This is a genomic window from Micromonospora sp. DSM 45708, from assembly GCF_039566955.1.
Classification (GTDB): Bacteria; Actinomycetota; Actinomycetes; order Mycobacteriales; family Micromonosporaceae; genus Micromonospora.
On the sequence record NZ_CP154796.1, the window covers coordinates 6,056,879 to 6,068,685 of the forward strand.

The 11,807-nt window shown below is 73.4% G+C and carries 12 protein-coding genes; 4 read left to right on the forward strand and 8 right to left on the reverse strand.

Going from position 1 to position 11,807, the window contains the following annotated elements:
• Positions 1 to 3: 3 nt before the first annotated feature.
• Together VKK44_RS26330 and pdxH are read right to left on the reverse strand one after the other, a co-directional pair.
• On the reverse strand, positions 4 to 1,296 hold the full coding sequence (locus tag VKK44_RS26330) for an MFS transporter (protein ID WP_343443878.1): 1,293 nt from the start codon (positions 1,294 to 1,296) through the stop codon (positions 4 to 6).
• Positions 1,293 to 1,922 carry a pyridoxamine 5'-phosphate oxidase gene (gene pdxH, locus VKK44_RS26335; protein ID WP_343447905.1) on the reverse strand — a complete coding sequence of 210 codons (630 nt, stop codon included), beginning with the start codon at positions 1,920 to 1,922 and terminating at the stop codon, positions 1,293 to 1,295. The genes VKK44_RS26330 and pdxH overlap by 4 nt, the downstream gene beginning before the upstream one ends.
• Before the next feature lie 273 nt (positions 1,923 to 2,195).
• Between pdxH and VKK44_RS26340 the strand changes: the two genes are divergently transcribed.
• The 3 genes from VKK44_RS26340 to sepH all read left to right on the forward strand — a co-directional run bounded on the left by VKK44_RS26340 (position 2,196) and on the right by sepH (position 5,968).
• A complete protein-coding gene (locus VKK44_RS26340; RefSeq protein ID WP_343443879.1) occupies positions 2,196 to 3,302 on the forward strand; it encodes a citrate synthase 2 in 1,107 nt (368 codons plus the stop codon).
• 258 nt (positions 3,303 to 3,560) lie between these two features.
• Positions 3,561 to 4,688 (forward strand): phosphoserine transaminase, encoded by a 1,128-nt coding sequence (gene serC / locus VKK44_RS26345; protein ID WP_343443880.1) that lies wholly within the window; start codon positions 3,561 to 3,563, stop codon positions 4,686 to 4,688.
• 188 nt (positions 4,689 to 4,876) lie between these two features.
• Positions 4,877 to 5,968: a septation protein SepH gene (gene sepH / locus VKK44_RS26350; protein WP_343443881.1), complete on the forward strand. Its 1,092-nt coding sequence runs from the start codon at positions 4,877 to 4,879 to the stop codon at positions 5,966 to 5,968.
• 56 nt (positions 5,969 to 6,024) lie between these two features.
• Here the strand turns inward: sepH and thpR are convergent, their stop codons facing one another.
• The 5 genes from thpR to VKK44_RS26375 form a co-directional block, all read right to left on the reverse strand.
• Positions 6,025 to 6,603 (reverse strand): RNA 2',3'-cyclic phosphodiesterase, encoded by a 579-nt coding sequence (gene thpR, locus VKK44_RS26355; RefSeq protein WP_343443882.1) that lies wholly within the window; start codon positions 6,601 to 6,603, stop codon positions 6,025 to 6,027.
• Positions 6,604 to 6,607: 4 nt separating this feature from the next.
• Positions 6,608 to 7,117: a hypothetical protein gene (locus tag VKK44_RS26360; RefSeq protein ID WP_343443883.1), complete on the reverse strand. Its 510-nt coding sequence runs from the start codon at positions 7,115 to 7,117 to the stop codon at positions 6,608 to 6,610.
• A gap of 124 nt (positions 7,118 to 7,241) precedes the next feature.
• A complete protein-coding gene (locus VKK44_RS26365; RefSeq protein WP_343443884.1) occupies positions 7,242 to 8,528 on the reverse strand; it encodes an MFS transporter in 1,287 nt (428 codons plus the stop codon).
• 69 nt (positions 8,529 to 8,597) lie between these two features.
• Positions 8,598 to 9,047 (reverse strand): MarR family winged helix-turn-helix transcriptional regulator, encoded by a 450-nt coding sequence (locus VKK44_RS26370; RefSeq protein WP_281943423.1) that lies wholly within the window; start codon positions 9,045 to 9,047, stop codon positions 8,598 to 8,600.
• 61 nt (positions 9,048 to 9,108) lie between these two features.
• A complete protein-coding gene (locus VKK44_RS26375) occupies positions 9,109 to 10,590 on the reverse strand; it encodes an NCS2 family permease (RefSeq protein ID WP_343443885.1) in 1,482 nt (493 codons plus the stop codon).
• A 137-nt stretch (positions 10,591 to 10,727) separates the two neighbouring features.
• Between VKK44_RS26375 and VKK44_RS26380 the strand changes: the two genes are divergently transcribed.
• Entirely contained in the window at positions 10,728 to 10,946 is a 219-nt protein-coding gene (locus tag VKK44_RS26380) for a DUF2530 domain-containing protein (protein WP_458351689.1), read from the forward strand.
• Positions 10,947 to 10,950: 4 nt separating this feature from the next.
• Here VKK44_RS26380 and VKK44_RS26385 read toward each other — a convergent pair whose 3' ends face one another.
• Positions 10,951 to 11,790, reverse strand: coding sequence for a DUF3027 domain-containing protein (locus VKK44_RS26385; protein WP_343443887.1), 840 nt, complete (start codon positions 11,788 to 11,790; stop codon positions 10,951 to 10,953).
• Between the last annotated feature and the right edge of the window lie 17 nt (positions 11,791 to 11,807).

Sequence of the window (11,807 nt, forward strand, 5' to 3'; positions counted from 1 at the left end):
CCGTCACCGACGGTTCTCGGTGGGAGCGGTGGCGCGATAGCGCAGCAACGCGGGGAACGCCGTCACCAGCAGCACCGCCAGCACGGCGGCGGCGATACCGCCACCGACCATGGCGACGCCGGTGCCGAACCCGGCGGCGGTCACGCCGGCCCGCAGGTCGCCCAGGCGCGGGCCGCCGGCCACCACCACCGTGTTCACGCCCTGGAGCCGGCCGCGCATCCGGTCCGGCGCGTACACCAGCAGCATCGACTGCCGCAGGGTGGCGCTGACCAGGTCGGCGGCGCCGGCCACGGCGAGCAGCAGCACCGCCAGCCAGAGCCGGCCGGCCAGCCCGGCCAGCGCGATGGCCACGCCCCAGCCGACCACCGCCACGGTGAGCGCCAGCCCCTGCCGGCGCACCCGGCCGATCCAGCCGGAGGTGAGGCCGCCGAGCATCGCGCCGATGGCGATGGCGCTGTAGAGCCAGCCGACTGCCGCAGCACCGCCGAAGCGGTCCTCGGCCAGCTCCGGGAAGAGCGCCCGCGGCATGGCCAGGATCATCGCGATCAGGTCGATGGCGAAGGAGAGCAGCAGCACCGGCGTGGTGGCCAGGTAGCGGAAGCCGTCGACGACGCTGCTCAGTCCGGCCCGGCGGACGCCGCCGCCCGGCTCCGGCTCCGGCGGCATCGCCGGCAGCCGCAGGGTGGCCCAGAACGACACGGTGAACAGCAGCGCGTCCAACCCGTACGCGATGGGCAGCGCCGCGTCGACCCGCCAGGCGGCGAAGATCAGCCCGGCGGCCAACGGCCCGGCGACCGCGGCGGCGGTGAACGTGGTGTAGTTCAGCGTGGTCGCGGCCGGGACCAGCTCGGCCGGCACCAGCCGGGGCAGGATCGCGCTGCGGGCCGGGGAGGTGATCGCGAACGCCACCGACTGCACGCCCACCAGCAGCAGGAGCAGCACCGGGCTGCGCGCGCCGACCAGTGACTGCACCAGCAGCCCGAGCGTCGCCGCCCAGAGCAGCGCGCCGCCCGCGAGCAGCACCCGCCGCCGGTCCCGGGCGTCGGCGACCGCGCCGCCCCAGAGCCCGAAGACCAGCAGCGGCACGAAACCGGCGACGCCGAGCAGCCCGACCCAGAACGAGCCGCCGGTCAGGTCGAACATCTCCACCGGCACCGCCACGGCGGTGAACTGGAAGCCGAACATCGCCACCGCGCTGCCGAGCCACACCCGCCGGTAGGCGGGCACCCGCAGCGGGCGCAGGTCGATCGCCCAGCGGCGGGGTCCGCGCGACCGGGCCTTGGTGACCTCCGTCACGGTGCGAGCCGCTCGACGACCCACACCCCGTCGGCGGTACGCCGGAACCGCAGCCGGTCGTGCAGCCGGCCGGCCCGGCCCTGCCAGAACTCCACCGCCTCCGGGCGGACCCGGAACCCGCCCCAGTGCGGCGGCGCGGGGATCGACCCGACGCCGGCGAACCGCTCCGCCGCCGCCCGGTACGCCGTGTCCAGCGCGGCCCGGTCCGGCACCACCGCCGACTGGGTGCTGGCCCACGCGCCGAGCTGCGAGCCGCGCGGCCGGCTGGCGAAGTACGCCTCGGTCTCGGCCCGGTCGACGTGCTCCACCCGGCCGGTGACGGTCACCTGCCGCTGCATCGGGAACCACGGGAAGACCAGGCTGGCCCACGGGTTGGCGGTCACCTCCGCGCCCTTGCGCGAGCGGTGGTTGGTGTAGAAGACGAAGCCCTCCGCGTCGTAGCCCTTGAGCAGCACGGTGCGCCCGCTGGGCCGGCCCCGGTCGTCGGCGGTGCCGACCACCATCGCGTTCGGCTCGGGCAGCGGATGCGCCACCGCGTCGGCGAACCAGCGGGCGAACTGGGTGTGCCAGTCCAGCGCCAGGTCCGTTTCGGAAAGGCCCAGGTCGGCGGCGTACTCGTTACGCATGCCGGCCGGAGCGGGTGTGTCGCCTGTCACTCTCGCCGTCCTTCTCCCGGGCGTACCGGCGTCCCCCGACGCTGGCCAGGCCCCGACGCCTAGTCTTCTCCTGTCCGCACGCGTGTCCACCGGCGGGGATGTCGCGTGGCGCACAGTCGCTGCGGGTCGCGCAGCCGGTTACCCACCGGGCAAGATGTTTCGAACCACATCCCTGAGGGTCGCCTGAGCTACGGGGCTGGATCAGCCCGCCCGGGCGCACCGAGCCGGAAGCCAGGAGACGACATGTCCGATTTCAAGCCGGGCCTGGAGGGCGTCGTAGCCTTCGAGACCCAGATCGCCGAACCCGACCGCGCGGGCGGATCGCTGCGCTACCGGGGCGTGGACATCGAGGATCTGATCGGCCAGGTCTCCTTCGGCAACGTCTGGGCGCTGCTGGTGGACGGCCGGTTCGGCCCCGGCCTGCCGCCGGCCGAGCCGTTCCCGGTGCCGGTGCACTCCGGCGACATCCGCGTCGACGTGCAGTCCGCGGTCGCCATGCTGGCCCCGTACTGGGGGCTCGACCAGCTCCTCGACATCTCCGACGCCCAGGCCCGCGAGGACCTGGCCCGGGTGTCGGTCACCGCGCTGTCCTTCGTCGCCCAGTCGGCGCGCGGGCTGGGCCTGCCGGCCGTGCCGCAGAAGGAGATCGACAAGGCGGAGACGATCGTCGAGCGCTTCATGAAGCGCTGGCGCGGCGAGCCCGACCCGCGGCACGTCAAGGCCGTCGACGCGTACTTCATCTCGGCCGCCGAGCACGGCCTGAACGCCTCCACCTTCACCGCCCGGATCGTGGCCTCCACCGGCGCCGACGCCGCGGCCTGCATCTCCTCCGGCATCGGCGCCCTCTCCGGCCCGCTGCACGGCGGCGCGCCGTCGCGGGTGCTCACCATGCTGGAGGCGGTCGAGCGCAGCGGCGACGCCGAGGGGTACGTCAAGGGCGTGCTCGACCGCGGCGAGCGGCTGATGGGCTTCGGGCACCGGGTCTACCGGGCCGAGGACCCGCGCGCCCGGGTGCTCCGGCGGACCGCCAAGGAGCTGGGCGCGCCGCGCTTCGAGGTCGCCGAGGCGCTGGAGAAGGCCGCCCTGGCCGAGTTGCAGGCCCGCCGCCCGGACCGCGTCCTCGCCACCAACGTCGAGTTCTGGTCGGCCGTGGTGCTGGACTTCGCCGAGGTGCCGGCGCACATGTTCACCTCGATGTTCACCTGCGCCCGGATGGGCGGCTGGTCCGCGCACATCCTGGAGCAGAAGAAGCTGAACCGGCTGGTCCGCCCGTCCGCCACCTACGTCGGCCCGGGCACCCGCAAGCCGCAGCAGGTCGAGGGCTGGGACGCCATCCCGCACGGCGTCTGAGACGTAAGGAGGGGCCCCGCTTAACGCTTTCGGCACAGGCGGGGCCCCTTCTTGACGCCCGCTCTGTGGCGTACGCCTCAGCACTCGCGGTGGGACCAGCGGCCGGTCCCGGCCGGCCGGGTGCGAGGATGAAGGCCGGCAGCGCTGCCGGCCGGGTTCGGATCCCGGCCGCCCCGTGCGCCCGGCGCACGAGCCGGTCGTCGGTCCGCGCCCGCATGAAGGGCCCGCCCTCGCCCATGCGGAAGGATCGAGACAACCGTGGCTGACGCACCGACCATCCGGATTCCCGACGACCTCAAGCCCGCCGACGGCCGTTTCGGCTGCGGCCCGTCCAAGGTCCGTCCGGCGGCGGTCTCCGCGCTCGCCGACGTCGCCACCAGCTACCTGGGCACGTCGCACCGGCAGAAGACGGTCCGCGACGAGGTCGCCCGGCTGCGCCGGGGCATCGCCGAGTTCTTCTCCCTCCCCGAGGGCTACGAGGTGATCATCGGCAACGGTGGCACCACCGCGTTCTGGGAGGTCGCCACGTTCGGCCTGGTCCGCGACCGGGCCCAGTTCGCCAGCTTCGGCGAGTTCGGGGCGAAGTTCGCCAAGTCCGTCGCCGACGCGCCGTTCCTGGGCGAGCCGACCGTGCGCAAGTCCGCGGCGGGCAGCGCGCCGTCCCTGGTCGCCGAGGCGGGCGTGGACGTCTACGCCACCCCGCACAACGAGACCTCCACCGGAGTGGCGGTGCCGATCAGCCGGGTGCCGGGCGCCGACGAGGGCTCCCTGCTGCTGGTCGACGCCACGTCCGGCGCCGGCGGGCTGGACGTCGACGTCGCCGAGACGGACGTCTACTACTTCGCCCCGCAGAAGTGCTTCGGCTCCGACGGTGGCCTCTGGCTGGCGCTGATGTCGCCGGCCGCACTCGCCCGGGCCACCGAGATCAAGTCCTCGGGCCGCTACATCCCGGCCTTCCTGGACCTGGTCACCGCGATCGACAACTCGCGGCTGGAGCAGACCTACAACACCCCGGCGCTGGCCACCATCTTCCTGGCCGCGGAGCAGACCGACTGGATGAACTCCCAGGGTGGGCTGGGCTGGGCGGCCAAGCGCACCGCCGAGAGCGCCGGCATCGTGTACGGCTGGGCCGAGCGCTCGTCGTTCGCCACCCCGTTCGTGTCGGACCCGGCGCTGCGCTCCAACGTGGTCGCCACCGTGGACTTCGCCGACGGGGTGGACGCCACCGCGATCGCCAAGGCGCTGCGCGCCAACGGCATCGTCGACACCGAGCCCTACCGCAAGCTCGGCCGCAACCAGCTCCGGGTCGCGCTCTTCCCGGCCGTCGAGCCGGCCGACGTCGAGGCGCTCACCGCGTCCATCGACTACGTGGTCGAGCGACTCTGATCACGCCGTGACGCTGGGTGGTCGTCGGGGCTCCGGCGGCCACCCACCGTGATCATCGCCGCAGCTCAGTCGCGACATGCCGGGGTGTCGCAATCCCCATCGCCGGGTAGATGAGCGTACGGTGGTGAGGACGCCCGGGTGGCCGGCCCGTGGCGTGACGGCCAGCGAAGCGGGACGGAGGCAAGCCCATGCGCCCAGTACGCTTCGTCGCCCTCTCCGAGGACGGCCAGGCCCTGGTGCTCACCGACGAGGTGGGCCGCCTGCTCGCGCTGCCCATCGACGAACGCGTCGCCTCGGTGCTGCACGCCGAGCCGGGCGCGACCCCGCTCGCGGTGGTGCCGGCCTCCACCGATCCCACGCCGTCGCTGTCCCCGCGCGACATCCAGGCCCGGATCCGTTCCGGCGAGTCCGCTGAGGACGTCGCCCGCATCGCCGGCGTGCCGGTCGACCGCGTGCTGCGCTACGCCGGCCCGGTGCTCCAGGAGCGGGCCATGCTCGCCCAGCACGCCCGCCGCACCCGGCTCAAGGGCGCCGAGAAGCCGACCCCGCTGGCCGAGGTGGTCAACGGCCGGCTGGCCCAGCACGGCATCGACACCGAGAAGATCTCCTGGGACGCCTACCGCCGCGACGACGGCACCTGGCGGATCATCGCCACCTGGCCGTCCGGCAAGGCCACCGCCCAGGCGGTGTGGGATCTCGACAAGTCCCGGCAGAACGTCGTCGCGCACGACGACATGGCGCAGTACCTGTGCGCCGAGCGGCCCACGCCGATCCTCGGCCAGGAGCCGGCGCCCGAGCGGGGCGGCCACGCGCTGCCCGGCCCGTCGCGCGGCGAGCCGAACCGGGGCGGCGGGCACGGCCTGCCGTCCGGGGTCGAGCAGGCCCGTCCGGGGCGCGACCCGATCCGCGCCGGCCGGGACGCGCTGCTCGCCTCGCTCGACCGGCCGCTCGGCGGCACGTCCGGCCGGGGGCTCGACACCCGTTCCCCGGCCGCGCTGGCCGGTTCGGATGCGCCCCGCCAGCGGGCCGTCGCCGGGGGTGCCGCCGCGCTGCTCGGTGGCGGGCAGGGTTCGGCGTTCGACGACGACTCGGACGCGCCGAAGGAGATCCCGGCCGTGCCGTCGCTGGCCGTGCTGCGGCCTCGGCGCACCGGCAACCCGCCGGCGTCCGGCGGTTCCGGCACCGAGTCCGGCGAGGCCGGCGGAAAGCCGCGCAAGCGGCTGCCGAGCTGGGACGACGTCCTCTTCGGCAGCGGCCCGGCGGCCCGCGAGTCCTCCTGATCGACCGTTCCACCCTGGACGCACGCGTGACGTGCGGGCACTCGACGTGCCCGGAGTTACAGGGGCCAGCCGGCGAGGCGGGTGTGGTGGGTGCGGGGGCCCGGGTGGCTGCGGACCAGGACCAACTCGTCGGCGGGCCACTCCGGGCCGGCGTACCCGTGCAGCGTCTCCCGGTCGGCGTGCACGTCGACCGGGTCGAGGCGGTCGCCGGGGCGGGCGATGGTCAGGTGGGGCCGGAACGGCTTGTCGTCGTGCGGCAGCCCGGCCCGGCGCAACGCGTCGCGGACCAGGCGGGCGAGCGCGTCCAGCGGCTCGGTGTCGCCGCGCACGTCCACCCAGAGCACAGTGGACCGGCCCTGCCCGAAGCTGCCCCCGCCACCCAGGCGCAGCCGAGGCGAGCTGCCCCGGCCGTCCTGGAAGGACGCCGCCGCCAGACCGAGCGCGCTCTGCACCGCGACCAGCCGGTCGTCCGGCACCTCACCGAGGAAGGCCAGCGTGAGGTGGAGGTGGGCCGGGTCGGCGAGCCGGACGTTCACGCCGGCGGCGGACGCGACGCCGACGCGCAGCCCGACGACCCGCGCGGTGAGGTCGGTGACCGCCGCCGCGGACGGGTAGACCGCCGTGAAGAGCCGCACCCGGTCAGCGGTGCCGCTGGTGGTGCGCCGCCCGCGCCGCCGGCAGCGTCAGCCCGGCGGCGTGCAGCAGGCCCTCCACCCGGACCCGCTCGATCTCCCGGTCGACGCCGGCCAGCTCGGCCAGGTGCTCGGCGATGCCGAGGGCGTGGCAGGCGGCGCGCAGCCGCTCGTCGTACGCCTCGATGACCGCGCCGTGCCACACCACCGAGCGGTCGGCGGCGGCGAGCCGGTGGCCGCCGAGTCGGCGCAGGTCGGTGGCGAGCTGCTCCAGCGGGCGGCGGCCCTCCCGCTCGAACTCGGTCAGGTCGATGTCGCGGGTCAGCACCTCGGCCTCGATGGCGCGGTCGAGCCGGGCGATGGTGCGACGCTCACGGCGCCGCTCGCGCCACTCGGCCCACCCGCAGGCGAACCGGTCGATGATCTCGTCGGCGCAGAAGACCAGCGCGAACACGGCGGGAAGGCAGCAGACGGCGAGGATCGCCAGCGCCAGCAGCAGCCCCTGCCCCCATCCCACACATCGACGCTAAGCCCTGCCGACCGCGCCCGCCACCCGTTTGCCGAATCCGGTCGGTACGCGTTCGTGCGGTGTTAAGCGGGGCCCCCTCCCACGCAGGATGCGTTAAGCGGGGCCCCGCCTTTCACTCGGCCCCGGGGGACACCACGTAGAAGCGGGGCATCGGCAGCATCCGCAGCCGCAGCCGGGCGCCGGAGCGGCGCAACTGCCAGGTCAGCGCCAGCAGCGCGGCGGCCAGCGAGATCAGGCCACCGATCCAGATGCTCGCGCCGGCGCCGAACGTCTCGGCCGTCCACCCGATGATCGGCGCGCCGACCGGGTTGGTGCCCAGGAACACCAGCACCCACAGCGCCATCACCCGGCCCCGGAAGGAGGCGTCGACGCCGAGTTGCACCCGCTGGTTGGCGGCCTGGGCGAAGAAGATCATGAAGAACCCGGTGGGCGGCAGCAGCGCCACCACCATCCAGTACGCGGGGGCGAGCCCGACCAGCGTGCCGAAGGTGGCGCAGCCGATGGCGGCGCCCAGCACCAGCCAGACCGAGGGGCGGCTGCGCCGGCCGGTGCCGGCGAGCGCGCCGACCAGCGCGCCGACCGCCAGCACGGTGCTGAACAGGCCGAACGACGCGGCGCCGGTGTTGAAGACGGTCTTGGCGAGCGCGGCGAGGGTGAGCTGGAAGTTGAACAGGCTCATCCCGATCACCGACATGACGACCATCGGCAGCAGCAGGTCGGGGCGGCGCGCCACGTACCGCAGGCCGTCCACCACCCGGGCCTGGTCCCGTTCGCCGGCCGGCGGCAGGTCCTTGCGGTGCAGTTCGGCGGGGCGCATCTTGACCACGTTGACCAGCGGCGCGATGGAGCTGAGCGCGGTGACCAGGAAGACCGGGCCGACGTCGAACGCGGCGATGGCCAGGCCGGCGACGGCGGGGCCGACGATCCGGGCGGAGTTGAACACGGCCGCGTTGAGCGAGAGCGCGTTCGGCAGCAGCGTCATGCCGACCAGCTCGGAGACGAACGCCTGCCGCACCGGGGTCTCCACCGCGTTGGCGACGCCGAGCAGCGCGGCGAACGCGAACACGTGCCAGAGCCGCACGACACCGGTGACGACCAGCATGCTCATCCCCAGCGCCAGCACGGTCCAGAACGCGTTGGCGACGAAGAGCAGCATCCGCTTGTCGTACCGGTCGGCGAGGCGGCCGGAGAGCAGCGTGAGCAGGAGTACGGGGGTGAACTGCAACGCGGTGACCACGCCGAGCGCGGTGGCGGAGTTGTCGCTCAGCTCGAGGACGAGCCAGTCCTGCGCGATGAACATCATCCAGACGCCGATCAGTTTGATCAGCTGCCCGGTGGCGAAGAGTCGGTAGTTGCGGACTCGTAGGGACTGGAACATCGTGCTCAGCTTGGCCTGCACTCTAGGTGCGCCTCCTCGCGTCAGGTACGCCTCATCGACAACGGACGAAGCGAACCGCGCGACGCGGGGTCAGCCGCGGGCGATCCCCTGGAGGATGTCGGCGGCCCGCCGCAGCGTGTCGCGTTCCTCCTCGGTGAGTGCGGCCAGTCGGCTGGCCAGCCACTCGTTGCGGGCGCGCTCGAACTGGTCGAGCACGGCCCGTCCCCCCTCGGTCGCCGCCAGGATGACCTGCCGTCCGTCGGTCGGATGGGGGGTGCGCTGCACGAGGCCACGCTCCTCCAACTTCGCGACGATCTTCGTCATCGTGGGCGGCTGCACCCGCTCGACGTCGGCCAGTTCCCGTGGCGTGAGGGCGCCCGCCAATTTGAGGCTGGTGAGCGCCGACAGCTGGGTGACCGTGAGGTCGCCGACCGGCCGGGCCTGTCGGACCCGCCGGTTGAGTCGGGTGATCGCATCTCGCAGCTGGGGGGCCAGCTGCGCCGGTGGCACGCGTTTCGCCGTCACCGTCCGCTCCGTCACACTAGTTAGCTTAACTAATGAGCCTGGCTAACGACGTGCGTTATGACCAGGCTCACCAGCGTCAGAGCAGCACGGACTCGATCGGCCCGCGCAGGAAGTAGAGGATGAAGAGCGCGGCCACGCCGTACAGCAGGGGGTGGACCTCCCGGGCCTTGCCCTTCGCCAGCTTCACCAACACGTAGCTGATCACGCCGGCCCCGATGCCGTTCGAGATCGAGTAGGTGAACGGCATCAGCACGATGGTGAGGAACGCCGGGATCGCGATCTCGTAGTCGGTCCAGTCGATGGTCCGGACCGCCGTCATCATCAGGAAGCCGACCACCACCAGCGCGGTCGACGCGGCCTCGAACGGCACGATCGCCGACAGCGGCGCCAGGAACATGGCCAACAGGAACAGGCCGCCGGTGACCAGGTTGGCCACGCCGGTCCGGGCACCCTCCCCGACCCCGGCCGCGCTCTCGATGTACGACGTGTTGCTCGACACCGAGGCCGCGCCACCTGCCGCGGCGGCGATCGAGTCGACCAGCAGGATCTCCTTGGCGCGCGGCGGGGTGCCCTGCTCGTCGAGCATGTCCCCCTCCTGGCCGATCGCGACCATCGTGCCCATGGTGTCGAAGAAGTCCGTGATCAGCAGCGTGAAGACGAACATCAGCGGGATCAGCCAGCCGACCCGGGTCCACGAGTCCAGCACGTTGAAGTTGCCCAGCAGCGACAGGTCCGGCAGGTCCACCACCCGCTTCGGCAGCTCGGGCACGTTCAGCGCCCAGCCCTTCGGGTTCGGCTTGCCGTTGACGAACGACGGACCGATGTTGCCGATCGCCTCGACCACGACGGCCAGCACGGTGGAGGCCAGGATGCCGATCAGGATCGCGCCGCGGACCCGCCGCACCACCAGCACCACGGTCACCAGCAGACCCACCACGAACACCAGCATCGGCCAACTGACGATCTTGCCGTTGATGCCCAGCCCGACCGGCACCGTGCTGTTCGCCGCGTCCGGCACCCGCCGGACGAACCCGGCGTCGACCAGACCGATGATGGTCAGGAACAGGCCGATGCCGACACCGATGGCGGTCTTGAGCTGCGTCGGCACCGAGCGGAACACCGCGGTACGCAGCCCGGTGAGCACCAGGATGCCGATCAGCACGCCCTCGATGACGACCAGGCCCATCGCGTCCGCCCAGGTCATCTGCGGCGCGATCTCGAAGGCCACCAGCGCGTTCACGCCCAGCCCGGCGGCCAGCGCGATGGGGAACCGGGCCACCACCCCCATCAGGATGGTCATCAGGCCGGCGACCAGGGCGGTCGCCGCGGCCAGCGCCGGGATGGCGAGCGTGCGCCCGTCGGCGTCCTCCGCGCCGCCGAGGATCAGCGGGTTCAACACCACGATGTACGCCATCGTGAAGAACGTGGCGAAGCCACCGCGGATCTCCCGACCGGTGGTGGACCGGCGGGCGGAGATCTCGAAGAAACGGTCGAACGCGTTGCGCGGGTGCGCGGGATCGGGCGGTGTGCCGTGGTCCGCCGGCGGGGCAATGGACATCGGGTCCTCATCTTGTCGATCAACCGGTTTGTCGCGCGCATCGTGCCAGATCACCCGGCGGACAGGGAAGGACGATCACGTACGCTGGTCCGGTGCCCCAGGAGCAACAGCCGCGGCCGGAGCCGCTCGACCCGCCGATGGTGCCGTTCGCCGTCGCCGGGCTGATCGCCTGGGCGGTGGCCGGCCTGGTGCTGCTGATCTTCTGCCGCGGTTGGCTCACCGCGCACGGCCACCAGAACTGGCTCTGGACCTGCCTCGCCGGTTTTCTGTGGGGCTTTCCCGGGCTGGCCACGATGATGCGGCACGACGCCAACCGGCGTCGCCGTCGGGCGGCGGTCGCCGAGCGTCAGCGCTGACCGGTCAGGAGTGCGCGTACGGCTCCGCCGGCTCGGCCGCCTCCACGACACCGGGGGCCCGGCCGACCGGCATCGCCTCGACCGCGCTGTCGTCGTAGATGGTGGGCAGCTCGGCGACCGGCGTCTCGGCGGTGTCGACAAGCGTCTCCGAGTGCGCGCCGCAGCCGTGGTCGGCGCTCACCACGCGCCCGTCGTCCGGGGCGAAGAAGTTGCCGCACGCCCCGAAGGCCTGCCGCAGCGAGCCGGCCAGCGGCAGGTAGAAGCCGCAGGTGCCGCAGCGGGCGGCGGCCGGCGCGGCGGCCGAGATGGCGGCGTCCGGCCCGTGGTCGCCGTCGTACCACCGCTGGGCGGTCTCCGCGCGCCCCTCCCGGGACAGCACCCGGGCCCGGCCGAGGCCCAGCTCCCAGGCGGTCTCCTCCACGGCCGGGTCGTCGGAGAGCAGGTAGCCGGGGGCGAGCCGCTCGTCGTCGGCCGGGGTGGGCAGCAGGTCGCCCGGACCCAGGTCGCCCGGCTTGAGCCGCTCCTGCCAGGGCAGCCAGCCGGGGGCGAGCATCGCGTCCGGCCCGGGCAGCAGCACCGTCTCGCAGATGGTGACGTGCTTGCTGCGCGGCACGCGGGTCACCGTGACGGCCCAGCGCCAGCCGCGGTAACCGGCCATCCGGCAGTCGAAGTAGTGGGTGACGACCCGGTCGCCCTCGGCGACGGCCTGGAGGTGGTCGCCGACGTCGGTCGGCTCCACCTCGGTGATGGCGTCGCGGGCCACCTCGACGGCGGCGGCGCAGACCTGGTCGAGCCGGGGAGCGCGGGCAGAGGCGGGCCTGGTCACCTGTCCATTGTTCCCCATGCCCGTCGGCGGGTTCT

Excerpts from the sequence above, each read along its gene's own strand:
- VKK44_RS26380 (WP_458351689.1), top strand. The coding sequence starts at position 10,728 with ATGGTGCCGTTCGCCGTCGCCGGGCTGATCGCCTGGGCGGTGGCCGGC.
- VKK44_RS26385 (WP_343443887.1), bottom strand. The coding sequence starts at position 11,790 with ATGGGGAACAATGGACAGGTGACCAGGCCCGCCTCTGCCCGCGCTCCC.
- pdxH (WP_343447905.1), bottom strand. The coding sequence starts at position 1,922 with ATGCGTAACGAGTACGCCGCCGACCTGGGCCTTTCCGAAACGGACCTG.
- VKK44_RS26340 (WP_343443879.1), top strand. The coding sequence starts at position 2,196 with ATGTCCGATTTCAAGCCGGGCCTGGAGGGCGTCGTAGCCTTCGAGACC.
- sepH (WP_343443881.1), top strand. The coding sequence starts at position 4,877 with ATGCGCCCAGTACGCTTCGTCGCCCTCTCCGAGGACGGCCAGGCCCTG.
- VKK44_RS26375 (WP_343443885.1), bottom strand. The coding sequence starts at position 10,590 with ATGTCCATTGCCCCGCCGGCGGACCACGGCACACCGCCCGATCCCGCG.